Raw genomic sequence first — 25,997 nt, 5'->3', positions numbered from 1 at the left:
TAAAAAGACAGGTAAATAACTTGCTTCTCATAGGGCTTCAATCAATCAGGCTTCGGGATACCTCAGCATATTTCTCATTAACGTAAGTTTGGAGGCATTGCTGAGAAATCTCGATCGCACGAGCAATCCCGGCAAGTGAAATACCTTCTAACAACAATGGCTCAATTAGTTCTTTTGTCTGCTGGGCAATCATTTTATGAATGCGGAGGTTCAACGAATTGCTGCTGATCGCACTTAACGCACTTAACACACTTAAACCGTTGTTTACTGTTGTGAATGCGACCGTTTTTGACAGTCTGGCAAGAAGAACAGTTAGGACAAAGAGGCATAGTCAGGGATAGATTAGCAAGAACTACTGCTAATCTAGCATCATTACTTCTAGGGCACTACCGGAAAAACCTTGTCTTTTTCCTAATCGCTAGAAAATGACATCGGTGCCATCGGCTATTTTGTAGATCGGTACAATGTATCCTTACTTCTTTAGCACTACTAAGGTAGTTTATAACTGCTCGATCGCACAATCAATTCACCTTGACTGGGGTTACGACTGAAGATAAAAGCTCCTTCTTGAGTTTCGCCACTTGACAAAAAATCAATTTGTTGGTCGCCGGATTCCACAACTTCGCCGTTGACCCGCAGTTCGGCACTAATTTGAACTGATTCTGCCGTTTCGCCGCCCGTGTTTGTCACTGTAAACGGTACATAAAATTGCCCTTGAGTTTCACGAATAGGCGTGTTCCGAGTGACAGAAATAATCGGAGGTTCGTCTTTTTTAGTCACCCAGTTGTAGATTACGAGTCCGGTGAGGGTAAAAAGGATCAAGCAGGCGATCGCAAATGTCACCCATTCAGCAAAAGTTCTTTTGTGTTGCTGTTCGTTATTGCTTTCACTCATACCGCCAACCTCCCCGCCGCGCCGCCAACAGCCGCCGGCAATCCCAATACTAACGTATAGTTCAACCAAAGCGACCACGGGTCGTCAAAAGTGAGTTTGTGGAAGAAAAACATCATAAATGCAGAAGCCGCCAGGGACACTAAATAGGCCATGACAGTTTCGCTGAGGGGACGCTGAAAAATCCCTTGCTGCTGCTGCCTTTTTGCTTGATAAGTAAAGCCTGCTACAAATACTATACCGTAAGAAATTAGCAGCGAAGTGGCGATAATTGCTAATTGCCAAGGCGGCGAAATAGCTGCCGCTAGCATGGGAATTTCGTCAGTTGGGGCGATGTTAAAAGCAATGATCATCGCGCCGATTAAAGTAGCGCCGATATCTGCTAGAGTTGCATTAATTGTAGGTTCCTGTTCACTGTCTGAACTTTGATAGCGATCGCCGCTCAAGAAACCGTTGGCCAGGGCTACTCCCAAGGCAAACGGCAGGCCTTCAAAGATGATTTTCCCCAAAGTTTCATGCAGCGGAGTCTCCGGCGTAATTTCCCTGAGCAAAAATAGGATAAAAGCCGCACAAACAATGCCAATGGCGATCGCTACTACGGTATCGATTGCAGCATCTAGCCAGCGGATGTCTTGAGTTTTGCGAAAACCTTCCGTGCGAGTCAGCAAGAAAACGACGAGAAAAGTAGTTGCGATCGCGATCGACATTTCCGCTGGTGTAGTATACGAACCGATCCACCAAACCTCCATCGTATAAAGCAGGGGAATTCCGAACAAAAAGCCGCCCGATGCACCTCGAATGATGTCGTTTAGTTCATTTGACCACTGATTTTTGCGCTGTTTTTTTCTCTGGTTCATTTTTCAGTTAAAAGGCCAATTAAAAATTATACAAAATTTCCCGTGCTTATAAATCCCGTTGCCAAATCTTGATAGTTTTGTCATCACTTCCACTAACCAGAGTCTGCCCATCCGGGCTAAAAGCCACAGAGTAAACTCCCCATGTGTGTCCTAAAAGAGTACAAATCTTCTCTCTAGCCTCTAGATTCCAAAGTTCTATCGTTCCGGGTTCGCTATCATAATCTGCGTTCTCACCATCGCTTCCACCAGTTGCGATAATTTTATCATCACGGCTAACAGCTAAGCAGAAGCTTCCCATTGAATTTTCCGCAAGAGTATAAATTTCTGTTCCTGTATCAAGATTCCACAACTTGATAGTTCCGGCACAGTCTAAGGTAGCAAAAGTTGCTCCATCAGGGCGGACAGCCAGGGCACAAACAGAGTCCATACCCTCCTGCCAATTCTTTGTCCAGATTTCATCTCCTGTGATTAAATTAAAAGCTACTGCACTTAGAGAAACACAATCATCTCCACTGCTACTGAGTAAAATATTTCCGTCATGGCTGAATAAGATATCTAAACTATAAAATACTTCTACTGGCCACTTTAAAGTCCGAATTTCTTCTCCATTTCTAAGGTTCCAAAGTTTGATAGTTGTGTCTTCACTGGCACTTGCCAGAGTCTTCCCGTCGGGGCTGATAACTACAGAAGTAATTATGTCTGAATGTCCGGTGATGGTGTAAATTTCCTCTTTAGTGCTGAGATTCCAAAGCTTGATAGTTTTGTCCTTACTGCCGCTAGCAAGAGTTTGTCCATCAGGGGCGAGGGCAATGGATCTAACCCCTTGTGAATGTCCTGATAAAGTGTGAAGTTCTTGCCCTGTGTTGAGGTTCCACAGCTTAATTGTGCTGTCAGCACTTCCGCTAACTACAGTCTGTCCGTCTGGAGTGATGACAACAGAAGTTACCGAGCTTGAATGCCCGTAAAGGGTGTGTACGCATTGCCAGTTAGTTTGAATCATTTGATATTACTCCTAGCATTCATCCAGCAACCACATTTTTACTGATTGTTTTCAATGCCATTAAAGTGCAAGCTGAATTTCGGAATATTCTCCTAAAGCTTCGTTGACAACAATCAGTTTTCCTTGACTATCCGCCCCTAATTGTTGATTGGCATTGAGTAATTCAATTCCATAAATAGTACCGTCGGGGGCAATATCCACATTCATTTGCTCGCTAACCTGGATAGTTTTTACCTGTGTGGTTTTTTCTTTCAGGTATATATAAGCTACGTTGTATCTTGGATCGTAAGTCAGTTTCATGGAACCTCCTGCTCAAAAGAATTTGACAATTACAGTGATAATTATCCAGTCTTCGCCTTCTGGGGCTGCGATCGCCTCCACTTTCTTCATAGCATAAACTTTTCCCTGCCACTCAGCATTGAAGGAAAAGTTGCGCCTAAATCCGGTTCGGCCAAATTGAGCCGGAAAAGTTGTGCCACTTTCAACAGTAGCAATTACTTCTGCCTCAGTTGCACCTCGCTCAATCAATCGTGCTTGAGCATGGGGATGTAATCTAACGCTCACGTTGCTATTACCTCCTTTTTGCCTCTTTATTTTTGCACTAACTTAATTCACCACAGCCGCGCATAAGCATCAAAATAAAGGCATGAGTGTCCAACAACAATCTCATTCCATGTACTCCTTAAACTCTTCTAGCGGTTCGTCAAAATCATCGGACATCCAAACCATTCCTTTGGCACTTCCTGCTTGCCGATTGGGTTTAGCTTGTTTGGGAATTCCTACCAATTTTACAACAGGCTGGTTATCTTGAGTAATCGCAACTTCTTCGCCTCTCATTGCCGCTTCGATTAATTCCAGAAGCTTTTCTTTTGCCTCAACAATGTCTACTTGATACATAATTCGTGGCTCCTTACTATCAATTTCAAACATCTGTATTCTAACTCAATTAAACAAATCTTCTTCCTCCAAATCAACAGACTGTAATTCCAGATCACCAGACTGCAACTGAGCCGGTGTAGCAGGAATCGCGGCAATAATTGCATCGATTACCTTAGCCACTGGAATAATCTCCATCCCCAACTCCGGAACCGGTTGATTTTTAGGAATAATCGCCCTTTTGAAACCCAATTTCGCCGCCTCCCTCAGCCGCAATTCTAATTGGGAAACCGGCCGCACCTGTCCCCCCAAACCAACTTCTCCAAGCAAAACTGTGCGCGCATCGATTACCCGATCGCGAAAACTGGCCACAACGGCGATCGCAACTGCCAAATCCGCCGCAGGTTCATCCACCTTCAACCCGCCAACCGTTGCCAAAATCACATCTAATTTAGATAAAGGAATCCCCACCCTTTTCTCCAAAACAGCTAAAATTTGCTGCAATCTAGCATTGTCCACACCAGTAGTAGTGCGACGCGGCGAACCAAAACTCGCAGGGCTGACTAACGCCTGAATCTCCACTAAAATCGGTCGAGTTCCTTCGCAAGTAACAGTCGTCGAAGTACCGGGAGAAAATTCATCTCTATTCCCTAAAAACAACTCCGACGGATTATTTACTTCTCGCAAACCGTTGGCTACCATTTCAAAAACACCGATTTCGTGAGTCGCGCCAAAACGGTTTTTCATCGATCGCAAAAGTCGGTGAGAAGCAAAGCGATCGCCCTCAAAATACAGTACAGTATCTACCAAATGTTCCAAAACCCTCGGTCCGGCCAAAGCTCCATCTTTCGTAACGTGACCGACAATAAATAAGGTAATATTTTCCCTTTTCGCCACCTGCATCAAAGCCGAAGTACATTCCCGCACCTGAGCCACCGAACCCGGAGCCGATGTTAAACTAGCAAAATAAATAGTTTGGATGCTGTCAATCACCGCCACATTCGGTTTCAGCGCTTCCAACTCCCGCAAAACAACCTCTAAATCCGTCTCTGGAAGCAAATAGAAATTCTCCGCTGAATTGTCCTCAAAATCTGTTTTAACTTCCCCGTTACTGCCAGATTTATGTCCGCCATTACTTGACAATTCAACCGGATTAGCCACGCCCAAACGCTGCGATCGCAACTTCACCTGCTGGCCGGACTCCTCCGCACTGACATACAGTATCCGATCCTTGCGGGCCAACATATTCGCCACCTGCAACAGCAGCGTCGATTTCCCGATTCCCGGTTCCCCCCCAATCAACACCAGCGAGCCCGGAACAATCCCGCCTCCCAAAACTCGATCGAGCTCCCCGTAACCAGAAGGCCAGCGAGACTGAGTTTGGTCGGAAATCTGCGATAATCTGAAAGATACCCTTGGTTGACCCTTCGACTTATCAGGGGGCGAACCGCCCACTGTCTTAGTTGTCACCCCAGTTAAACCAGCCCGCGGCACACCAGCAGTAGGTTGCTCTAACTGCTCGTCAAAAGAATCCCACTTCTGACAGCTAGGACATCTGCCAAAATATTGTGGTGAATCATAGCCGCATTCCCGACAAATATATTGTATTCGAGGCTTAGGCATTGTTTACTATGATAAATAGTCACCCTAACATTTAGAAAAGTCTGAGTTAAAGCAATTATCAAGCTTTCAGACCCATCCTTACACATGATTCAATTTGTGTCTTCTATGATAGGGTACAAAAAAATAACATTATCTGAAATGTAACTTAAGGAGTGCTCGGTAACTTGGAAAACCATAAAGAAAAAATTCTGGTAGTCGATGACGAAGCCAGTATCCGCCGCATTCTGGAGACTCGCCTTTCCATGATTGGCTACGATGTCGTCACCGCTGCTGACGGCGAAGAAGCTCTGGAAACATTTCGCAACACCGAACCCGACTTAGTGGTTTTGGACGTGATGATGCCAAAGCTCGACGGTTATGGCGTCTGTCAGGAGTTGCGTAAAGAGTCAGACGTGCCTATCATCATGCTAACCGCTTTGGGAGACGTAGCCGATCGCATCACCGGTTTAGAATTGGGCGCCGACGATTACGTCGTCAAACCTTTCTCTCCCAAAGAACTTGAAGCCCGCATCCGTTCGGTACTGCGCCGGGTTGACAAAAACGGAGCATCAGGCATTCCCAGTTCCGGAGTCATCCACGTCACCAATATTAGGATTGACACCAACAAGCGCCAAGTTTACAAAGGCGACGAACGAATTCGGCTCACGGGCATGGAATTCAGCTTGTTAGAACTGCTTGTCAGCCGTTCTGGAGAGCCTTTTTCGCGATCAGAAATTTTGCAGGAAGTGTGGGGATACACGCCCGAACGCCACGTAGACACCCGCGTAGTGGACGTTCACATCTCGCGGCTTAGGGCAAAGTTGGAAGACGACCCCAGCAATCCCGAATTAATTCTCACCGCCCGTGGGACCGGCTATCTCTTCCAGCGAATTGTCGAAATTGGAGAAGTAGGATAAAGTCAGTTGGCAGTTGGCAGTTGGCATTAGTTAAATTACCAACTACCAATTACCAATGACTAATGACTAATGATTAATGACTAATGACAAAATCTGATCCCAATAGAGTTTTGCGGCAATTGCCCTTAGTTGCAGGAGGGTTAGCAGGTACGCTGCTAATGGTCAACCGCTTGTTGACAGAGCAAATTACAGATTCTCAAGCTCGATCGGACGCTTTGGGAGTAATTATTAGCGCTTTGCTGATTTTAACAGGTTTGCTGTGGCAGCAGGTGCAAGCGCGATCGCCGGATTCCGTAAAACTTATCGGCGAAGAAGGTTTTGAATTTGCGCCGGATTTGCCGGATGCTGTGAAAATAGAATTAGCCTGGGCGTCGCGTTTGCTGTTGACAAATACCGCCACAAGGTCGATCGTAATTGTGTATCAAGGAAAAGTTTTATTGCGGCGCGGTATTTTAGGCATCAATCCCGAAGTCAAACCAGGACCGATATTGCAGCGAGTGCTCGACAAAAACAAACCAATTTATTTAGTAAATCTCAATATTTATCCCGGCAAAATTGAATTTGACTATTTGCCAGAAAATACTCAAGGAGTTATCTGTCAGCCGATCGGCAGCCAAGGCGTTTTAATCTTAGGTGCTAACGCACCCCGCAGCTACACAAAACAAGATGAAAACTGGATTGAAGGGATTGCCGACAAACTAGAAAATACCATCAATCAATTTTAGATTTTAGATTTTAGATTTTAGATTTTAGATTGTGGATTTTAGATTTTGGATTGTGGATTGCACAATTCCAGCCCTATCAAGGTGCGATCGTCTTCGAGGGCTGCGCTAACGACGGATTTGCCTCATTCTAGGTGTTGGCTATCGGCAATAAACAAGATTTATTACCGATATCTTTTGAAAAGAACAAGAGCGCTTCCCCCAACAAAATTTGCAGGGTTTGAGGGTATTCTTCACCACTCCTGAGCCGGCTGCGTGCACAGGGCGGCTCTTAGTCCTCAACAACGCTCTCCGGGTGCGCTAGGCGCACCTTACTAGCTCAAAACTCTCAACTCAAAACTCCAAACTACTACCGAGCCCAGTCAGTACCGCGCCACAGCGTAAAAAACAAAACACTAGAAATCAGCGCGCCCAGCAGCCACTTAATAGCATTTTTAAATAACCCCACGCGCTGATTTGACTGAACCGCAGCACTTTGCGTCTGTAACCGTTCCTTAGCCGGAGTAATTCTAGAAAGAATTTGCTCTTTCAATTGCTGTGGGTTTTGCGTATCCGCTGGTACCCCCAAACGGGTAAGTTCCCCCGCCAAATTCCTTAAATCTTCAGGACTACCCTTATTCAGCCGTTCTTCCACCTGCTGCAACTGAGCTAATTGTTGGTTTGCTTGAGTAGTAATTTGCTGGTTGTTTTGGTTGTTGACGTAGATAGTGCCAAAAATTCCCAAAGGTAGCATCAACAGAAAAAGCAGACCTAGCAGCAGACACACCCAAGACAAAACCTTCAAAAAAACGTCTTCCAAACCTCTGCGATCGTACCCTTCTCCAAAAAAGATCAGCGCCATTGCCAGTAAAGGAACTGGCACCCGTTCCACTACAGCCCCAATCGTTTGCAATTCCCAGAGACGATTGCCAAAATTGGCTGGTATAAGAACTGCGATCGTATCTAATACAGACAAAATTAATAGGCCGTAGCCAATCCAACGCAGTCTGTAGATAGAAAAACCTTGTTCGCCTTGTAAGTCATTCATAAAATAATCAGAGTTGTTGTTAAGAAAAATCTCTCTTGACCCCGCCCAAAGAACGGATACAAGTCCCCGACAACAGTCGTGGAGAGTCAAAAATTTTAGACTCTTGTTCAAGCTTCCAGATTCCCCTGTGGAGTCAATCTAAAAGCTAAAAGCTAAAATCGACAGAATCGAGTCAAGGTTCGGGGAATCGCGGCTGCCACCACTCATACCAAGAAACCCAAGCATTCTCTAGAATTTTTTTGGCATTTTCTGGAGTTGTTTTATCCAAAGGCACAGACATCTGAGTCCACAAACAGCGTCGGTCTTGAATATTTCCCCTACCCAACAACCAAAACAGAATACGGTTTGGCTGCCAATCGCGAGTATTTCGATTATATCTAAACTGTTGGGAAGTTACTGTAGCACTGCCATTAGGATTGATACACGAACTCAAATACAGTCTATTTTGCTGTTGCAAAATTCCGTGAAACCCCGCGCTTTGAGTGTTTGCCAATGCTAGTTTACCAGGATACGACTTGAGAATAGTATGTCCCTTCATCATACCTTCCACATCCCCAATGCTGTCTACCGCATAGCGCATCTCTATTTCTAGAGCCATGCTATTTTTTTGATATTCATATTTCCTGGCAGCTTTGAATTCTGAATTTTCCTTAATTTTCAGAAGCGCGCTCTTGTTTAGTTTCCAATCGGCTAGAGGCACCGACTCGGGAAACTCAAACGGGGTTGCCACATTCTTGCCGTCCGATGGATAGAAAACCAATTTTCCGGCAACCAACAAAACGCCTCCCAAAGTAACAGCCAACAGGGAAAGCCTAAGTGGTTTCCAAGAGGTAATAGCCATTAGCAATTCTGTCCTTCCTGATTTGGGGGTTGGTCTTTCAAAATTGCGAACCAGCAGAATAACCCGAAAATAAATACAGCAATCATAGAAAAGATTACCGAACCATTTCCTTCGTGCCAGTATTTAAATGCTTCGGGTTGAGATAGCGATACCAGCACGGCCAGGAGACCAACGCGCGCGGCATTCACTACAAATGCAGTAATTATTGCCACGAATGGCAATACCATTTTCTGACCCTTAGTGGTAGGAAACATCAGTAAAAAAACCAGAGCTAGTCCTAACAATTGTAGCATCGCATTCACCCCGGAACAGCCGTGATTCACTTCCACGCTTCCCTTCTCCAGGATTAGAAAAACCCCTTTCCGCACCACTTCAAATCCTAGATAGTGCAGGATGAAAGCTGAAAATTTAGCGGTTAATTTGGGGACATCAACGAATACTCCGATCAATCCGGGAGGAATAGCTGTATAGCCAAGAATTAGAAGTTCCTGCCAATATTGTTTGAGTCCTTTTGTTCCAGAAGCCAGCAATGCGAGACTGATTCCACACAAAAAAGGCGTTGCTCTGATAAAAAAGTCGTATCCCGATATCGACGAACTTTTGAGCAATATTAAAGCAATTAACGATGACCCAAAGAAGCTGGCGAAAATTCCGCTTTCAAAAGTTAAGGATTCGTGCCTTTCCCAAATGAGAAATGCTACGACTCCCCAAAACAGTAACATTGTACCGAACAGGTCTGTGTCGTTTGTTCGGGAAGTCAGAGTTAGGTGTAGGGCAATCAAACCGGAGGCGATGCCTAACAGCCAGTATTTAGGTTCTTGGACGTGCTTGAGCCAGTTGATTTCGGTCATTGCTGCTTTGTGTTTTTCCTAAAAGCTTCTAACATACTTAACCTTGTAACTCTATTAAAATTATCAGCTACAAACACTTGAATTTATGCGTTTGTGATGATTTTTCACTAAATCTTCACAAAGATTGACAAGAGTAAATATGTGTGATAATTACCTTCACTCAAGTAATTCTGAAGTTAGGCGCAAAAACCAAAGAAAACAGGTTTTTTAACTCTGATCGATCGCACTCAACTAAAAATTTTCCTCCCTCAAACCCGGTTTCTGCGCCTAGAGTTTAAATGTAAAGCTTGAACGCAAGACAGAAACCATTCTTGGACGCACTCTTGAGCTTGAAAACCAGTTTTTTACCGGTGCTGGTTTTTGGTAGCCCGTGCGTCCAGGAGTAGATTAATGAGAGTAGACTTTCCGGTAGTAAGTTTGATATTCCTCCGAAAGCAGGGGTTCCCACCACTCTCGATGGGCTAAGTACCATTCTACCGTCTGCCGCAAACCTTCTTCAACGGTTACTGAGGGAGTCCAACCTAACTCAGTTTTAATTTTGCTGGCATCAATAGCGTAACGCCGATCGTGCCCGGCTCTATCTTTGACAAATGTGATCAATTGTTCGCAAGGACGCGCGGGTAAATCCTCAGCTAATTCATCCATTAGCTGACACAGCATTTTGACTAAATCGAGATTTTTTACCTCGTTGTTGCCGCCAACATTGTAGGTTTCCCCAGGCTGACCACGGTGAATAACGGCATCTAAAGCACGGCAGTGGTCGAGAACGTAAAGCCAATCTCGCACGTTTTGACCGTCGCCGTATACTGGCAGCGGTTTGCCCAATAGCATATTGATGCACATTAATGGAATCAGCTTTTCTGGGAAGTGATAGGGGCCGTAATTGTTGGAACAGTTGGTGATAATTGTCGGGACGCCGTAGGTGTGGAAATAGGCGCGGGCGAGGTGGTCACTGCCAGCTTTGGAGGCTGAGTAGGGACTGTTGGGGGAGTAGGCAGTTGTTTCTGTGAAGGCTGGGTCATCGGGGCCGAGACTGCCGTAAACTTCGTCGGTAGAAACGTGGAGGAAGCGCATTGGTGCTTTGAGAGAGGGCTCATCAATTGCTTCAAAATGCTTGCGGAAGGCTTCTAAAAGTGTGAAGGTTCCGACAACGTTTGTTTGAACAAAGGCGGCAGGCCCGATAATTGACCTGTCAACGTGGGATTCTGCGGCAAAGTGGGCGACGGTGGTGATGTTTTCTTCTTTGAGCAAGGTATCGACTAGGGTACGATCGCAAATATCCCCCTGCACAAACCGAAAATTTTCGCCTCCTTCCAAAGTTGCCAGGGTTTGTCGGTTTCCGGCGTAGGTTAAAGCGTCGAGTACGACTACTCGATCGCCCGGATAGCTGTTGCACCAGTGATGCACAAAATTCGAGCCGATAAATCCAGCCCCGCCCGTCACCAACAATCGGCGTGGATCTCGCTCAATGCCTTGAGTCGCGTTGTCTGTCATAAAAATAAGAGTTATTCCAATAACTAAGCCTTTACAAAAGTAGCCTTAAAAGTAGTTTGTCACCAAGTGTTTGCCAGTCTGTAACTAAATTTTCTACTGTCTCACCTCAGATGTTCTAATTTGGGCGCGATCCAAGTATTGGTTAACAAAACTTGAACTTCCACCGATCTGTTAGCCCAAACGCTTACATAGCAACCATTCCAGATGTTTAAGCGGGCAATTTAAAATTTGAATTGCGTGACGCTATAGCTGACTTTTGCGATCGATCCGCGATATGGGCTGCGCCCAGAGTTGATACATTTGTAAAGAGCTGTTACCATTAATTTTTTAATTATCCTTTACAATCTCCAGAGCACCATGAAGAAGTTTCAAGTGTTAGCTGGCATTGCTTCCGTCGTCGCGATCGCAAGCAGTATCGCTGTTTGTGACGCCGCATCTGCTTTCCCCTGTTCCTACAGCAAATCTGGGGCGGCTAAATCTGGTTCTGCGACAACGCTCCTAGGTTCCGGCGGCTCGGAGCGAATCAATCCGTGGAAATCCTACAAAACAGCAGCTCTCGGTTTCCTAGGTTTGGCTGGAGTTTTTGGTGGCGGTGCGGCCTACATGAGCTACCGTGCCGGCAAGCGCGCCTCTGCTGCTTGCGCTGCGATGACCGATAATTTTGAAGTTTTTGAAGAGTCGGCTCCGATCGCAGATGCAGATGTTTCTGGACGCATGGAAGTTCCCGCCTTGCTGGATTTGGCGCCGGCGGGTGCTGTAGCTGAGTCAGCAGATGCGGTTGCAGCCGTTCGCGAACACCCAGAAGCTCCGGGCGGTGAGCTGGATTTGCCGGTTTCGCCAGTTGCCGAGTTGAGTTCTGAAATTGCGATCGAACAAGTCCAAAGCGCGATCGTCAAATAGTTATCTCAAACCAAAGTATTCGTTTAGCGCACCTCCAATCTTGCAAGATTGGAGGTTTTTTGACTTGAAATTATCTACTCTACAATTTCTTGTCCGGGCGATCGCGAAGCACTGCCAACAATAGACAAATGAATCGATAGCACACAATATCATATTCCGCCTAAGCAAACGAGCATTTAATTAATATCAATTCAAAAAACTCTGGCTACAATCATCAATTTTATATCACTTATTAAAAGTCGCAGAACCCGTTAGGACAAGGCTGTATCCATTGGTGTCAACTTAAGTCTAAAAACCTTGAGAAATATCGCTTTTACCTGAGTCCAAATCCCCCTAAATCCCCCTTAATAAGGGGAGTAGGGGTTGACTTTGAGCCTTTCCGGTTCCCCCCTTCTTAAGGGGGGCGCCAGGGTGATCTAAGCTTAATAGTCAAACAGCAGTATGTGGCTGGGTTTGAACTTAAGTTGATACTAATGGGTTGTGTCGTTTTCTTACTGTATTTGATTCGATTGAAAACTGCTATAAAATTAGATGAGTCAAAGCGAGACAGTAGGCTGCCGAGGCGATCGCTAAAAATGCTCTTCAGATCAATCTGAGGGTAGACGGCAAGAGTTCAAATCCCCTGCTATCGTGGGAAATATAGCCCTACAGATTACAACTATAGGTTATTATGAATGCTTGGCGCGATCGATTCAATCAATTTACAGGTAAAACTAGACTGGCAGTTTGCCGGGTGTTCGTTCACCTAACAGGCGAAGAAGTTGCACCGCTGTTAGGAGTTCTCAACCGCACCGCCAGAAAAGCAATTGATGCCGATGGCGACATAGCAGTTTTAGGAGAAGGTCTTGTAGAAATTTGCAATCACCTGTTGCAGTACGACAACTACTGGCAATCAGCCGCCAATGAAGGCGATGTTTTTTGGAATGAAGGCGAAGCCGGCGATTATGTGGATGAACTTTTCACTGATTCAGCCGATCGCTATCTCAGCGAGCCTCAATACAGTACATCTGTTTACGATAAAAATTCCCCCTTGTCTTTGCCTGTAACTAGAAATGTGGTGGTGATGCTGACAGTTGCGTATGAAGGCGAAGTTCCTGCCCTAGAAACTGACCTCGCTGACATCAGCCCGCTGAAAGTCGGTTTAAAAGCAATGATTAATTTACATTACCAAGAAAGGCTCCGAGCTGTGCAAGTTCACTTTTCTCCCGCACAGTTGGGAGACGAACTTACCAACGAGCAAGTGTTGGTCAATTTCCCGGAACTTATTCCCATTTAAGGAAGGCAGAAGTTCGGCAACGGATTCAGTAACTGATGTAACTGATGTAACTGATGCCGGGAAGAAGGAAGAAGGAGCAATTATCAAACAACCCAGGCTAAATTACAAATTACAAATTACAAATTACAAATTACTATTTATGATGCTGCGAAGACTGACAATTTATTTAATGGCTTTAACTTTTTTATGGACGGCAACCGCCTGCGGTTCTCCTAGCAGACAAACTTCGACAAATCCTGCGGGAAATCCAAATATTAACACAGTGCGTCCTGCACCAAATAATAATAACTTGACTCAAGGTCAATATTCTGTACAGCAAGCTACCTACGACGATGCGGATGGCGAATACAGTTTAATGTTGCTGAATACTCCCGCCGGCAGTCCCCCTGTTTACCGCACTAGGGATTTGCAAATGGCTCGATTAACAGATGAAGAAATATCCGCAGGCAAGAAAAGTTATCTAAATGTGGATAACAATAAAGCGGTTTTGCATTTGACAGAAGATTTTAAAATTGAGTACGTTCACAACGTGACTGAAACTGTCAATAACCCTCAAACCGGTCAGCCCCAAACCGTAGTAGTGCGGCAGCAATCTGGCTTCTGGGCACCGTTTGCTGGAGCTGTTGCCGGTCAGGCGATCGGCAGTTTGTTATTTAGACCGCAATATTATATGCCACCAGTCTATCAGCCGGGAATTATGACAGGATATGGCGGCTATGGCAATACTTACGGCCAAGCTGTTAACCAATATCAAACTCGCTACCGAACTCCGCCTCCAGAGGTGAGAAACCGTCAAGTTTTAAGGACGACCGGCCGCTTGCGATCGCCCACATATAACCAGCCAGTAAGACCCTCAGCACGGCCAAATGGCAATCGATCAACCGGTTCGGGTTACGGTGGCAGCACTTTGAGGCGATCGCCGCAACCGCGTCAAAATCAAAACAAGCGGCAGCCGAGTTTTGGTAGTGGCAGAAATTCTCGTCAACCTAGTCGGAGTCGCTCTTTCGGGAGTGGCAGAAGGCGCTGAGTAGAAGATTGCCAAAATCAGCCACTGACATCGGTAAAAGTTGATTTTATATATTCTCCCGATGCCACGCCGCCGCAGGTATGGAGAATGAAAACTTTGGAATAATTGATTTAGCCTTCTCTGTTTCCCCCAGACCCAAAAAATATGTGATTTAATTTCTACATTGGTATGTAGGTGACAATATGTCTTCTTCACAACCCCCGTCAGGGGAAAGAAACCCTCTAGGATTGGATGAATTGATTGCTATCTTGGTTGCCTTCGGCACGATGGGAGCAATTTTATTTTGGGTAACAGGTAAAAATCCCGATCGATTGAATGCCAGAAATTGGCAATTTCCAGCCGTTTTTTCTCAACCTGCTGTCACACCCGCGAGCCCGGGAATATTAACGCCTGCGACGCCGAATTCGGATGTACGATCGCCCGCTACAATCCTGATTCCCTCAGAATCGGATGTCGCACCTGTGGGATCTTTAGGGCCGATTTTACCGCAAAATCCTCCGGTGGGGGTGATCGTTGTTCCTCCCACGCCAATTGCGCGATCGACTCCCGCTCCAGCAATTACCAAACCGAAAGGCGATAAACCGAAAGCAGATAAACCCAAAGTTGGGCCCGTTAGATTCTCCGATGTTCCAGACAAATATTGGGCACGTCCGTTCATTGTAGCCTTAGTCGATCGGAAAATCTTTACTGATTTGACTGACAGCAAATTTCGTCCCGACGAACCGATGACGCGAGCCGAACTAGCGCGCTTAATTCAGCGAATGTCCGACGACAAAAAGCCGATCCGAAAACCGATTGATTTTAAAGACGTAAAAGAGAAAAGTCCTGCAGCTACTGCGATCGACCACACCGTCAAAACTGGATATCTTAAAGGATACCCAAACAATGAGTTCCGTCCCGAAAAACAGATTCCGCGTGTCGAAGTCATCGCCGCTTTAGCGAGCGGTTTGAGCCTGAAACCATCAACAAAAGCAACCAAAACTTTACAAGTTTATACAGACAGGGCAAAAGTGCCGAAATGGGCAGTTAACAAAGTAGCATCAGCCACAGAAGCTGGCATTGTTGTCAACCACCCGAAGCGCACACTTTTGCAGCCTAATAGAACAGCAACTCGCGCTGAAGTAGCAGCCATGATTTACCAAGCTATGGCCAAAAAAGACCAAGTACCTGCTAAGTCTTCTGAGTATGTTGTGAAGCCTTTAAAGTTGCCCAAGTAATATTTTAGGGGCGTTGCTCAGAGCAACGCCCCACAATAACATTTAATCGCTCTTGTTTGTAGTCAGGACTGAAGCCTTCTCACTACGAACCAGCTAGATTAATCTTGAAACACCATAATGCTGCCCGAATAGCAAGCTACCCAAACCTGATTAGTTTTCGGATCGTAAGTAATCCCGATCGGACTTGAATTAACCTTCACTGTTTGCAGCACTTTCATATCGCTCGTCCTAACTTTGCTAACAGTATTCGAGAAATAGTTGACGACATAAAGCAGTTTTCCCTGATCGGAAATTGTCATGCTGCGAGGTGCTTTCCCTGTCGAAACTTTGTCCACCACTTTACCAGTTTTTAGGTCAATTTTTGCCACATTTCCTTCACCATTTAAAGTGGCATACAGATACTTTCCATTGGGATCGATCGTCAAATGACGTGGCGCATTGCCAATATTCCTCAGCCATTCTACGGAAAAGTCTATAAGATTAACTTTCGCAATATCGGAAGAACCCATGACGGCAACATAGGCATCTTTTGAGTCGGGAGTAACAACAATACCCCGAGGATACGCACCCAGTTTAACTCGCTCGATTTCGAGATTTTTATTGATATCAACTACGCTCAAATCCCAACTGCACCAATTGCTAGCGAGCGCGAAGCGATTGTCAGGCGAAACAGCATTAAATTTCGGAACTGCACCTACAGGAATTACCTTTTCTATTTTCAAAGTTTGGGTATTGATGCGGTACAGAAAACTTTGGTCGTGTTTGGCCGCTGGAGAACACCTGTCGGTTCCCGGATTGCTAAACCCCGAACCGTACATTTTGTAGTTGGAGACGTAGGCATATTTTCCATCGGTTGAAAAAGCCGCTTCTACGGGAGAGCCTTTATAATTGCCTTTGAATTTAGAAAAGCCGAATTTCGACAAATTTACTGTATCGGGAATAGTCTTGACTAATTTAAAGTTCCTGTCGTAAACTGTGATTGTGTGGCGGTACATCATGTTTTGAGCAAAAAACAAACCCGCTCCCGAATAAACTATTGATTTGGGCGAAATGTTGCCGTAAATAGTTTTTTTCAAGGTCATTTTTCCTTGAGGGTTGTCGGGAGGATTTACTAGGTTTGGGGTTGGTAATTCACTTTCTTTATCCTCGGAGTTTTCAGTTTTAAATGGTGGCAGAGAGGGTTCTTGGGGCTGAGTTTGAGTTGGATCTTCGAGTTCGTTTGTGTTATCTGTGGCGGTAGGAGATGGCGAAGTTCGGTCGACATTTGGCGCGATTTTTTCCGCAGCTTCAATACTCGCCTCTTCCAGCTTACCTTTCAGTGCTGACAAGGTTTTAGGGCCAACAATTCCGTCAACTTTCAGGTTGTTCTCTGCTTGAAACTTTTTCACAGCAGCCTGGGTGAGAGAACCGTAAAATCCTGTGGGCTGGCGACGAAAATAGCCTGCGTTTTGTAGAGTTTTCTGGAGGTTTGCCACTTCTGGGCCTGAATCACCTTTTTTGAGGGCGAGTGCGGGGTTGACTAAATTGAAAATTGTGAGAGCGATCGTAAAGAAAAGTAAAGGAGTATATGCTAAATTCAGGTGCATTTTTGAGTGGGTCGATCGAGTTTGACCCGCAGCCGTTTCCCAAGTTTCAGCTAAATGTAGGTAGGCCAGTCCGTCCATAGTTTTTACCGGGTATTTTTGGTGCTATGATACACCAGTTAACTTTGATGAAAGAGAGAATCTTATTATAATCAAACTTAGGATAAAATCTCCAAGCAGTTTTTAATGGTGCAAGCAAGTAGGAGCGATCGACAATGAGGAGTGGGGAACAAACAACCGCAGAATCAACGACCAAAGAATCCCGCCAGACGGTGCTGGGGGACGGTGACGGGGGACTTTGCCAGCGGGCTTGGGTAGAAATGGATTTAGCAGCTTTAACTCACAATGTAAAACAGCTTAAAAAGCTCTTATCTCCCAACACAGAACTGATGGCAGTTGTGAAAGCAGATGCTTACGGACACGGTGCTGTTGCAGTCAGTCAAATAGCATTGCAAGCAGGTGCTAGTTGGCTGGGAGTGGCGACAATTCCCGAAGGAATAGAATTGAGAGAAGCTGGGATAGAAGCGCCGATTTTGCTGTTGGGGGCAACCCATACAGCCCAACAGGTAAAGGCGATCGCCAAATGGCATTTGCAGCCCACTATTTGTACTGCCAAACAAGCCCTAATTTTTTCGGAAGTTCTCGCTGGTCTTAACCAATCTTTGCCGGTTCACGCTAAGTTGGATACGGGAATGTCTCGCTTGGGTACGCCCTGGCAGGAAGCTACAGAATTTGTGCAATTAGTCAAGCGGTTGCCCAATTTAAAATTAGCCAGTATTTACTCTCACTTGGCGACAGCAGATAGTCCCGACCCCGCCGTTATGAGAGAGCAGCACCAGCGGTTTCAACAGGCGATCGAGCAAATTAAAATAGCAGGAATTAACCCCCCTCGCCTCCACTTGGCTAACTCTGCTGCAGCCCTCGCTGACCCGGATTTGCACTACGATTTAGTACGAGTAGGTTTAGCTACCTACGGTCTTTATCCAGCACCTCACTTGCAGTCGAGATCCAATTTGAAGCCCGCAATGCAGGTAAAAGCTAGGGTAACGCAGGTGAAAACAATTGAAGCAGGAACTGGCGTCAGTTACGGCCATCAATTTATAGCTCAGCGGCAGACACAGATTGCCGTAATTGGTATCGGCTATGCAGATGGCATTCCGCGCAATCTTTCTAATAAAATGCAGGTTTTAATCAGGGGTAAATTCGTGCGGCAAGTGGGCGCGGTAACGATGGATCAATTAATGCTGGATGTAACCGATATTCCCAATTTAGAAGTCGGCGAAGTGGTGACGCTGTTGGGCAAAGATGGGGAATATCAAATTACTGCTGACGATTGGGCCGCGACTTTAGGAACTATTTCGTGGGAAATTCTCTGCGGTTTTAAACACCGATTGCCCCGCGTAGCAGTAAACTATTAACAGTAGTCCGGCAGGGGTTTAAACCCCTGCCTCATAGCTAAAGTCGGTTTAAACCGACTCAAGAGTTTGAAGGATAAAATTATCGAGTTTAGTCCTCTTCTAGAGGACTTCCGCTATGAGACAGGGGTTGAAAACCCCTGTCGGAATCTCGGAATAAGCGATAAGACTGAGACTGCAATTCTCAATTTCCAATTCCCAATTCCCAATTAACATGACAGTTATTCAGACGTTTTTACCAATAGCCCAAACCTTCTATTCTCAGCTAAATGCAGAAAGAACACAAGCCTTGGAACTAGCCCAAGAATTCTCGAAAAAATTCGTAGAATTGGGGTTTAAAATTGTACCTCAACTGCTGTGGGCGATCGGCATTTTGTTAATTACCCGATTTGCGATCGACTTTGCCGGCCGCGTGACTCGCCGAGCACTGAGTCGCACCGAAGCCACGCTGCGGAAATTCTTAGTTCAAGCTGCCGAAATTACGATTTTGGTAGTGGGAGTAGTCGCCGCTTTGAGTCAGTTGGGAATTCAAACTACCAGTGTGGTTGCGGTGGTGGGTGCAGCGGGTTTGGCGATCGGTTTGGCGTGGCAAAATACTTTGTCCCACTTTGCTGCTGGGGTAATGTTGATTAGTTTGCGGCCCTTTGAAGTCGGAGATGGGATTGAAGCTGCGGATGTTAAGGGAGTGGTGGACAGCATCGGGATTTTTTCCACAACCGTGGTGACAGACGATCGCATAAAAATTATTGTCCCGAACAATCAGTTGTTTAACGGTACACTGAAAAATACAACGGCAATGGGAACGAGGCGAGTAGACTTGAAGATTGATATTGGCGATCGGCCAATTCGTCCGACAGTAGCTGAGTTATTAGAAATTGCCCACTCTCACCCGCTGGTGTTGGAAAATCCGCCCCCGACTTGTTTGGTGGCCGAGATTACTCCCGATACAACTATTTTATCTCTCCGACCTTGGTGCGCGTCGGTGGCCTACGAACAAGTGCGATCGCAAGTTCAACAATACGTCAAAGAGGCAATGGATGCCGAGAAAAATCAAGAACAATAGATATAAATCTCAAATCTAAAACCTACAATTGATCCGAGGTATTTCCCATGAGCAAGTGGTATCCGCAGCAAATTTTGCAAGAACCCGGTGTCAGGATCACCCCAACCGAGAAACAAACAATTCTCAGCAAATTTCCGCCTCCCGACGAAAACGGTCAAATCTATGCCGACGGGGTTTTTGAAGGCGGCGGCGTGCGCGGAGTTGCCTTTTTAGGAGCACTCAGGTGCTGCAACGATTTGGGCATCCGGTGGCGAAAATTGGCAGGTACTTCTGCCGGTGCAATTACTGCCGCAGTATTGGCAACCGACTTGTCAATTGATGATTTAGAGGAAATTTTAGGACAGCTCGATTACAGCATATTTTTAACTAAAAAAAACAGTCCTCTAATTTTAAACGGCGACCCCGCCGACGACTTGCAATCTCCTGCTTGGACTCTACTTTTCTTAACAGTTAGCCGTCAAATGGGAGAATATTCGGCGCAGCCTTTCCGGCAGTGGCTGGAAGCAATGCTCGGTCGAGGTAACTTGCACACTTTTGCCGATGTCAAACAAATCGTAAAAGACCGGGAATTAAAAGTAGTAATATCCAACCTCACTCGCGGTGAAATGTTGGTGCTTCCCGACGACTTGCGGCGGCAGGAATCGGCGGATTCCGATGCTTTATACCAGCAGTTGCAGCTCACACATCCAGAAGATTTTAGCGTGGCTGAAGCCGTTCGGTTGTCGATGAGTATTCCGCTATTTTTTGAACCGGGAAAACTGGGCGATGACTTAATTGTAGATGGCGGAATTCTGAGCAATTTCCCCCTGTGGATTTATGACAAACCATCCGTCGGTTCGACTCCCGCTGTGCCCCGCTGGTTTACCTTTGGGTTTCGATTAGTTGATACTGGAATTGAGAGTAAAGTTAAGATTGATACTCCGCTGTCGATGCTGGCGGCGATGTTCCGAACGATGATGAAAGCAAGAGACCGCTATCACCAGCGGGAAATGGATAAAGGCAGGGTGATTAATATTGATGTGACTGACGCTGGGGTGACGACGACGGACTTTAATCTCGATGGCGATCGCAAGGCTCACCTGTACCGCTTGGGGTATTTGTATACTAAGAGGTTCTTTTTGAGTTCCAATTTTAGTTGGGAAAAGCACTTGAAGGCTAGGGGCTTTGGGGAAGAGGCTGGAGGTTGAGGTCGCAAAAAGTATACAGAGTAAGGGATTGAGGAATTTTTAAATTAGGGGTTGGCAAAAAGAAGATGTGTGTGCTATAGTTAGTTACTGTCATCTTGGAGAGGTGGCTGAGTGGTCGAAAGCGGCAGATTGCTAATCTGTTAAGGGTGTTAACATCCTTCGAGGGTTCAAATCCCTCCCTCTCCGTTTTAGAGCTTCTAGGAAAAAATTCCTTTTAATCAAATTTTTGGACGGGCTAGAACCCCATCCCACAAGAAAATTTTGTGGGATGGGGTTCTAGCCCGTCCAAATTATTTTTGCAATTCAAGTCTCGTCTAGCCGCAATAATCAACTACTAAATCTAATTCAGTGCCTTCATCGCTTCGACAAATTGCCGCGATATAAATGGCAAAATTTCTTCATTCTTGCTATTCTCTTTGCCCTCGGTAAATACAACCAACAAATACGGCCGCAAGCCGGATATTTCAATATAAGCAGCATCGTGACGAACTTGACTTGTCAGTCCCGCTTTTGACCACAATTTTGCTGATTCTGGCAATCCGCCACCTAAAAAACCTGTAACTTGATTTTCAGGATCTGCCTCTAATTCTGCGGGGTCTAAACTGCGTTTCATTAAACCCATCATTTCTTGGGATGCTTGGGCAGAAACAGCTACGCCACCGATTATACTGTGCAGCAAACGCGCCGCTGCATTTGTGGTCAGCATATTTCTATTTTCCATTAATTCTCCCAGAAATGCTCGCTCGCGACCGTAGGGGCCGTCACACCAGGTTTTTTGATTGGCGTTAATATTTTGTAATTCCGGCCAATCCAATGATTGAAAGTAACGGTTGACGAGGTTTCGCTGCTGTTTCCAAGTTTCAAAGGGGCCTGGTGATAATTCTGGGCCGCTGGTGGTGCCGGTGAGCGCGTCTACTACTAAACTGGTGGCGTCGTTGCTGGAATCAACTATCATATCTCGGACGGCGCGTTCTAATTCTGGCGATGTTTGAATCATGCCTTTTTGCGCCCATTCCCAGATGGCAACGAGGTAGAATAATTTGACGATGCTGGCGGGATAAATTCGTTCGGAAGCTCGGTTGCTAAAACCTCGGGGTTGATATTTCCAAAATTCTTCTGCACTCAGGGCGCCGCCTGTATTGACTCGCACCGGAGGATCGTAGACTATCCAGGTAATGGCTGTACGATCGCCACTTAATCCTGTAAATTCTGCTTTTGCTGCGTCTATAATGCTACTGCCGAGGGTTTCTAATTGTTCGTCTTTGTGGAAAAATGTCATGGTTGATGGCTGACGGTTAACGGTTAACGGCTAGCAGCTAATGGCAATCTATCGTTAAATGCGAACAATTAACAGCAAACAATGAGCAATTAGCAATGGCCAATTATCAATTATCTGATGTTGTGGAGTATCGGGCCCGATCGCACATAAATATTTACGATTCCCCAAAGTGTGATCGATTGGCAACTCAAGCAGCGCTGGGGCGACATTTGCGCGTCGTTGAACTCCCCGTAAGAGAGAGCGATGTAAACTTGGATACAACGGCTGTGATGGTGCGACTGTGCGAAGATGATTATCGGGGATGGCTGGATATTCGAGATGTTGAGTTGCTCGATCCGACAGAAACAGTGTATCATCCTCTGGTGGTTTCTGAGGCCCAAATCAAGGAAAAATTACCAATTGTAATTACTTTCGCTCGCGAGGCTATGAACCAATCCAATTATTATCTTTGGGGCGGTACAGTCGGGCCGAATTATGATTGTTCGGGCTTGATGCAAGCTGCTTTTGTTGCTGCGGGCATCTGGTTGCCGAGGGATGCTTATCAGCAGGAAGCTTTTACTAAATCTATTAGTATCAGTGCTTTAGAACCGGGGGATTTAGTATTTTTTGGTACGCCAGAAAAAACAACTCACGTAGGATTATATCTCGGAGATAATCGCTACATTCACAGTTCGGGACAAGCACAAGGTCGCAACGGTATCGGTATCGATGTTTTGTCGGAGGATGGCGATCTAGTCAGTCAAGCTTATTACCAGCAATTGCGGGGGTATGGTAAAGTTGTGGCAAGTTATCAACCTAGTTAGTTGTTAACTGTTGACTGTTGACTGTTGATGTTATCGAATAAATAAATGGACGCTGCATTATTTTTGGAAAAATTGGCTGCACAGCAGGCTGGCGCGGAGGTTGTTCTCGACGTGTCGGTGGTGGTGCCGGTGTATAATGAGGTGGAAAGTTTGCCTCATTTGATTGAGGCGATCGCCTCTTCTATCCAACCATCTGGACTCAGCTATCAAATTATTTGTGTAGATGACGGTTCTAAGGACGGTTCTGCTGAACTTCTCCAGCAGTTAGCCAGCAGTCGCGATGACCTTTGTGCTGTAATTTTGCGTCGCAATTACGGGCAAACTGCTGCCATGTCCGCAGGTTTCGATCGCGCTCGCGGCCGTGCTATTGTTACCCTAGACGGCGATTTGCAAAATGACCCGGCTGATATTCCGCTGTTGTTGGCAAAGTTAGATGAAGGCTACGATTTAGTTAGCGGCTGGCGGAAAAATAGGCAAGACAATACTATTAGCCGGTTGATTCCTTCTAAAATTGCGAACTGGTTAATTGGTCGCGTTACAGGCGTAACTTTGCACGACTACGGCTGTTCTTTGAAAGCTTATAAATCTGAGTTGGTAGCAGACTTGAATCTCTACGGGGAATTGCACCGCTTTTTGCCTGCTTTGGCGTTTATTGAAGGGGCGAGAATTGCAGAAATTCCAGTGCGACATCACGCCCGCCGTTTCGGTCAAAGTAAGTACGGAATTTGGCGGACTTTTCGGGTGTTGATGGATTTGTTAACTATTTCTTTTATGAAAAAGTTCCTGACTCGACCGATGCACGTTTTTGGACTTTTGGGACTGAGTTCTATGACGTTGGGAACGGTTTTAGGAATATATTTGAGTTTCGTGAAATTTGGTCTCGGTCAAAGTATTGGCAATCGTCCTTTGCTGATTTTGGCTGTGGTTTTACTGTTAACTGGCGTGCAGTTATTTTGTTTTGGTTTGCTGGCGGAAGTGATGATGCGGACTTATCACGAGTCGCAGGGAAAACCAATTTATCGGGTGCGCGAGGTATTTGGTTCTAAGTAAGGGGTTGCTCCCAATTGTACTCTGTGATAAACAGAGGAAAAGTTTTGAGTTGTAAGTTAAATAATTTAAAACTCAAAACTCAAAACTACTTCCTAATCTTCAATTCTCTCATCTAAACTCTCAAATCTCAAATCTAAAATTGATTGACTTTTTGAGCTTGTCGGAGAGATGTAATAGTTGCGATAGCGTGTTGGGCTACTGCATCTATTTCTGCTTCGGTATTGAACCGGCCAATACCAAACCGAATTGAAGCATAAGCTAATTTGTCCGATCGCCCGATCGCTGCTAAAACATGAGATGGAGAAATTTTCGCCGAAGTGCAAGCAGAACCCGAAGAAACTGCCGCCGCCGGTTGCAAACCCAACATCAACGCTTGACCGTCAACGCCGCCTACACTAATATTGAGATTCCCCGGCAATCTCTTCGTAGCGTGACCGTTGAGAAAAACATCGCCCAATTCACTCAAGTTTTCCCACAAACGCTGCCGCAAATTAACAACTCGTTCTGTTTCCGACGGCATTTCTGCAATTGCCAATTCTACTGCTTTGGCAAACCCAACTATTTGCGGTGGGTAGAGAGTTCCCGATCGCATTCCCCGTTCGTGGCCTCCTCCGTGCATTTGCGGCGCTAGCTGCACTCTCGGTTTGTTGCGGCGCACGTAGAGAGCACCGATCCCTTTTGGCCCGTAGATTTTGTGGGCTGTCAAGGACATTAGATCGATATTCATCTCCTCTACGTCGAGGGGAATTTTGCCGATCGCCTGTGCCGCATCTGTGTGAAAAAGAATGTCATTTCCGCGACAAATTGCTGCAATTTCTGCGATCGGCTGGATGACGCCAATTTCGTTGTTAGCCGTCATCACTGAAACTAAAATTGTCTCGGCGCGAATCGCTTTGATCAAATCGCCTATATCAATCAGCCCGTCGCTTTTCACGGGTAAAACAGTAATGTCAAACCCCAATTTTTGCAAATAGGTACAGGGGTCGAGAATTGCATTGTGTTCGGTTTTTACTGTGATAATGTGCTTTCCTTTACTGAAATAAGCCTCGGCGATGCCTTTGATCGCTAAGTTATTTGCTTCGCTTGCACCGCTGGTAAAAACAATTTCTTCTGGGGAGGCGTTGATCGCTTCTGCTATGATTTGTCGTGACTGTTTTACCGCTGCTTCTGCTTCCCAGCCGTAGACGTGGTTGATACTGGCTGCGTTGCCGAATTGTTCGGTGAAATACGGCAGCATCGCATCAAGTACCCGTTGATCTACGGGGGTTGTGGCGTGATTGTCGAGGTATATAGGACGTGCGGACATAGTGCAGTTTTGGGTGAAAAAAGTGTTAGGTTTATTGTAGACGAGCCCCTTGTTCTACTACAAAACTTTATAATTAACAAATATTTGTGAAGATTTATGCGAGCTGACATTCAGGGATTAGAAATTACTGTTGGTGAGCTCAAGCACCTCACAGGCGCGCGGCCCGATCGCGTATACCGGCCGCCGACAGCGACTAAGTTTGCCCGCGAAGCTTTGAAAACAGTCGGTTTAATTGTTTTGCTTCTAATCAGTTGTTGGCTAATGGTTGCGATATTTCCTAGAGCTTATTTGTTGTGGTTCGCCTTTCACTTGGTTGCGATCGTCGGTTTAATCCTTGAGGATGCGTGGAAAATTCGGTGCAGTCGGCAAAACAAAGATTTAATCAATCTTTTTGATGATGTCGAGCGCTATAATGGTATAATCGAAGCGATCGCCATTAATGATCAGATAGAAGATGCTGGCAATGCGGGAGTCAAAATCGGCGATCGAGCAAAAGTTATTGAAGCCTTGCAGCTAATCAGAGACGATTTAGTCAGAGCTTTGAAAACCGAGCGAATTCTTAGGGAAAACAAAAAATTTGTCGATACTAACTCCGAATTGTTTGCCAATAATTTGAGAACTTTGAATGCCCTGCAAATTAGCGATCGAGCCAGCGAACAAGGACGATTGCTCAACGAAGCTTTGCAAGTAGCTGTGGGAGTTCAAGCAGAAATGAAAAAGTTGCAAGATCGAAACGCTGCTAATTTTAAAAATGGCAAAACTTAGTAGCTTGCACGGCTGCGTGCGCCTCTTACCCAGTAGCAATAGGCAGCT

Annotated in this window: 28 protein-coding genes and 1 tRNA gene; 13 read left to right on the top strand and 16 right to left on the bottom strand. The window is 45.7% G+C overall.

The window, feature by feature from the left end:
• Positions 1-37 precede the first annotated feature (37 nt).
• From QUA74_RS09140 to radA, 9 genes are all read right to left on the bottom strand, one after another.
• The gene (locus QUA74_RS09140) at positions 38-250 is read right to left on the bottom strand and encodes a hypothetical protein (protein WP_333327197.1); all 213 of its coding nucleotides are present in this window, start codon (positions 248-250) and stop codon (positions 38-40) included.
• Positions 195-329, bottom strand: coding sequence for an IS1/IS1595 family N-terminal zinc-binding domain-containing protein (locus tag QUA74_RS29840; RefSeq protein ID WP_445302133.1), 135 nt, complete (start codon positions 327-329; stop codon positions 195-197). The genes QUA74_RS09140 and QUA74_RS29840 overlap by 56 nt, the downstream gene beginning before the upstream one ends.
• 160 nt (positions 330-489) lie before the next feature.
• Positions 490-894 carry a TIGR02588 family protein gene (locus QUA74_RS09135; RefSeq protein ID WP_333327195.1) on the bottom strand — a complete coding sequence of 135 codons (405 nt, stop codon included), beginning with the start codon at positions 892-894 and terminating at the stop codon, positions 490-492.
• On the bottom strand, positions 891-1,748 hold the full coding sequence (locus tag QUA74_RS09130; protein ID WP_333327193.1) for a TIGR02587 family membrane protein: 858 nt from the start codon (positions 1,746-1,748) through the stop codon (positions 891-893). The genes QUA74_RS09135 and QUA74_RS09130 overlap by 4 nt, the downstream gene beginning before the upstream one ends.
• A gap of 46 nt (positions 1,749-1,794) precedes the next feature.
• Complete coding sequence (locus tag QUA74_RS09125; RefSeq protein WP_333327191.1) at positions 1,795-2,748, bottom strand: WD40 repeat domain-containing protein; 954 nt, start codon at positions 2,746-2,748, stop codon at positions 1,795-1,797.
• 60 nt (positions 2,749-2,808) lie between these two features.
• On the bottom strand, positions 2,809-3,048 hold the full coding sequence (locus QUA74_RS09120) for a DUF2283 domain-containing protein (RefSeq protein ID WP_333327189.1): 240 nt from the start codon (positions 3,046-3,048) through the stop codon (positions 2,809-2,811).
• Between the two features lie 12 nt (positions 3,049-3,060).
• On the bottom strand, positions 3,061-3,312 hold the full coding sequence (locus QUA74_RS09115; RefSeq protein ID WP_333314620.1) for a DUF4258 domain-containing protein: 252 nt from the start codon (positions 3,310-3,312) through the stop codon (positions 3,061-3,063).
• A 102-nt stretch (positions 3,313-3,414) separates the two neighbouring features.
• Positions 3,415-3,645, bottom strand: a complete 231-nt coding sequence (locus QUA74_RS09110) for a type II toxin-antitoxin system prevent-host-death family antitoxin (RefSeq protein WP_333058140.1) — start codon at positions 3,643-3,645, stop codon at positions 3,415-3,417.
• A gap of 45 nt (positions 3,646-3,690) precedes the next feature.
• Complete coding sequence (radA, locus tag QUA74_RS09105) at positions 3,691-5,247, bottom strand: DNA repair protein RadA (protein WP_333327187.1); 1,557 nt, start codon at positions 5,245-5,247, stop codon at positions 3,691-3,693.
• A 164-nt stretch (positions 5,248-5,411) separates the two neighbouring features.
• Here radA and rpaB point away from each other — a divergent pair, with 164 nt between their 5' ends.
• On the top strand, positions 5,412-6,143 hold the full coding sequence (rpaB, locus tag QUA74_RS09100) for a response regulator transcription factor RpaB (protein ID WP_071587789.1): 732 nt from the start codon (positions 5,412-5,414) through the stop codon (positions 6,141-6,143).
• A gap of 83 nt (positions 6,144-6,226) precedes the next feature.
• Complete coding sequence (locus QUA74_RS09095) at positions 6,227-6,868, top strand: cofactor assembly of complex C subunit B (protein WP_333327185.1); 642 nt, start codon at positions 6,227-6,229, stop codon at positions 6,866-6,868.
• 346 nt (positions 6,869-7,214) lie between these two features.
• Here the strand turns inward: QUA74_RS09095 and hpsJ-A are convergent, their stop codons facing one another.
• The 4 genes from hpsJ-A to rfbB all read right to left on the bottom strand — a co-directional run bounded on the left by hpsJ-A (position 7,215) and on the right by rfbB (position 11,078).
• Entirely contained in the window at positions 7,215-7,892 is a 678-nt protein-coding gene (gene hpsJ-A, locus QUA74_RS09090) for an HpsJ-like protein, cyanoexosortase A-associated (protein WP_333327183.1), read from the bottom strand.
• Positions 7,893-8,064: 172 nt separating this feature from the next.
• Positions 8,065-8,733 carry a cyanoexosortase A system-associated protein gene (locus tag QUA74_RS09085; RefSeq protein ID WP_333327181.1) on the bottom strand — a complete coding sequence of 223 codons (669 nt, stop codon included), beginning with the start codon at positions 8,731-8,733 and terminating at the stop codon, positions 8,065-8,067.
• On the bottom strand, positions 8,733-9,584 hold the full coding sequence (crtA, locus tag QUA74_RS09080; RefSeq protein ID WP_333327179.1) for a cyanoexosortase A: 852 nt from the start codon (positions 9,582-9,584) through the stop codon (positions 8,733-8,735). The genes QUA74_RS09085 and crtA overlap by 1 nt, the downstream gene beginning before the upstream one ends.
• 387 nt (positions 9,585-9,971) lie before the next feature.
• A complete protein-coding gene (rfbB, locus tag QUA74_RS09075) occupies positions 9,972-11,078 on the bottom strand; it encodes a dTDP-glucose 4,6-dehydratase (RefSeq protein WP_333327177.1) in 1,107 nt (368 codons plus the stop codon).
• 357 nt (positions 11,079-11,435) lie between these two features.
• Here rfbB and QUA74_RS09070 point away from each other — a divergent pair, with 357 nt between their 5' ends.
• From QUA74_RS09070 to QUA74_RS09055, 4 genes are all read left to right on the top strand, one after another.
• Entirely contained in the window at positions 11,436-11,978 is a 543-nt protein-coding gene (locus tag QUA74_RS09070; RefSeq protein WP_333327176.1) for a hypothetical protein, read from the top strand.
• A gap of 670 nt (positions 11,979-12,648) precedes the next feature.
• Positions 12,649-13,254, top strand: a complete 606-nt coding sequence (locus tag QUA74_RS09065; RefSeq protein ID WP_333327175.1) for a DUF1517 domain-containing protein — start codon at positions 12,649-12,651, stop codon at positions 13,252-13,254.
• A gap of 139 nt (positions 13,255-13,393) precedes the next feature.
• On the top strand, positions 13,394-14,281 hold the full coding sequence (locus QUA74_RS09060; protein ID WP_333327173.1) for a hypothetical protein: 888 nt from the start codon (positions 13,394-13,396) through the stop codon (positions 14,279-14,281).
• A 182-nt stretch (positions 14,282-14,463) separates the two neighbouring features.
• A complete protein-coding gene (locus tag QUA74_RS09055) occupies positions 14,464-15,498 on the top strand; it encodes an S-layer homology domain-containing protein (protein WP_333327171.1) in 1,035 nt (344 codons plus the stop codon).
• 98 nt (positions 15,499-15,596) lie between these two features.
• Here the strand turns inward: QUA74_RS09055 and QUA74_RS09050 are convergent, their stop codons facing one another.
• Entirely contained in the window at positions 15,597-17,162 is a 1,566-nt protein-coding gene (locus QUA74_RS09050) for a peptidoglycan-binding protein (RefSeq protein WP_333327169.1), read from the bottom strand.
• Between the two features lie 134 nt (positions 17,163-17,296).
• On the opposite strand from QUA74_RS09050, the gene alr reads away from it, so the two are divergent.
• From alr to QUA74_RS09030, 4 genes are all read left to right on the top strand, one after another.
• Positions 17,297-18,499: an alanine racemase gene (gene alr, locus QUA74_RS09045; RefSeq protein ID WP_333327166.1), complete on the top strand. Its 1,203-nt coding sequence runs from the start codon at positions 17,297-17,299 to the stop codon at positions 18,497-18,499.
• Positions 18,500-18,710: 211 nt separating this feature from the next.
• Positions 18,711-19,559 carry a mechanosensitive ion channel family protein gene (locus QUA74_RS09040; RefSeq protein WP_333327164.1) on the top strand — a complete coding sequence of 283 codons (849 nt, stop codon included), beginning with the start codon at positions 18,711-18,713 and terminating at the stop codon, positions 19,557-19,559.
• A gap of 47 nt (positions 19,560-19,606) precedes the next feature.
• Positions 19,607-20,746: a patatin-like phospholipase family protein gene (locus QUA74_RS09035; RefSeq protein WP_333327163.1), complete on the top strand. Its 1,140-nt coding sequence runs from the start codon at positions 19,607-19,609 to the stop codon at positions 20,744-20,746.
• A gap of 97 nt (positions 20,747-20,843) precedes the next feature.
• A tRNA-Ser gene (locus tag QUA74_RS09030) sits at positions 20,844-20,932 on the top strand.
• A 154-nt stretch (positions 20,933-21,086) separates the two neighbouring features.
• Here QUA74_RS09030 and QUA74_RS09025 read toward each other — a convergent pair.
• Complete coding sequence (locus QUA74_RS09025; RefSeq protein WP_333327161.1) at positions 21,087-22,025, bottom strand: serine hydrolase; 939 nt, start codon at positions 22,023-22,025, stop codon at positions 21,087-21,089.
• 95 nt (positions 22,026-22,120) lie between these two features.
• On the opposite strand from QUA74_RS09025, the gene QUA74_RS09020 reads away from it, so the two are divergent.
• A complete protein-coding gene (locus QUA74_RS09020; protein ID WP_333327159.1) occupies positions 22,121-22,828 on the top strand; it encodes a C40 family peptidase in 708 nt (235 codons plus the stop codon).
• Between the two features lie 45 nt (positions 22,829-22,873).
• On the top strand, positions 22,874-23,878 hold the full coding sequence (locus QUA74_RS09015; RefSeq protein ID WP_333327157.1) for a glycosyltransferase family 2 protein: 1,005 nt from the start codon (positions 22,874-22,876) through the stop codon (positions 23,876-23,878).
• Positions 23,879-24,011: 133 nt separating this feature from the next.
• Here QUA74_RS09015 and QUA74_RS09010 read toward each other — a convergent pair whose 3' ends face one another.
• Positions 24,012-25,184 (bottom strand): IscS subfamily cysteine desulfurase, encoded by a 1,173-nt coding sequence (locus QUA74_RS09010; RefSeq protein ID WP_333327154.1) that lies wholly within the window; start codon positions 25,182-25,184, stop codon positions 24,012-24,014.
• A 96-nt stretch (positions 25,185-25,280) separates the two neighbouring features.
• On the opposite strand from QUA74_RS09010, the gene QUA74_RS09005 reads away from it, so the two are divergent.
• Positions 25,281-25,949, top strand: a complete 669-nt coding sequence (locus QUA74_RS09005; RefSeq protein ID WP_333327152.1) for a hypothetical protein — start codon at positions 25,281-25,283, stop codon at positions 25,947-25,949.
• Positions 25,950-25,997 lie beyond the last annotated feature (48 nt).

It is taken from the genome of Microcoleus sp. LAD1_D3 (assembly GCF_036702135.1).
GTDB lineage: Bacteria > Cyanobacteriota > Cyanobacteriia > Cyanobacteriales > Microcoleaceae > Microcoleus.
The sequence above is the reverse complement of the archived record's forward strand: the minus strand, read 5'-3'. Positions and strand labels throughout refer to the sequence as shown.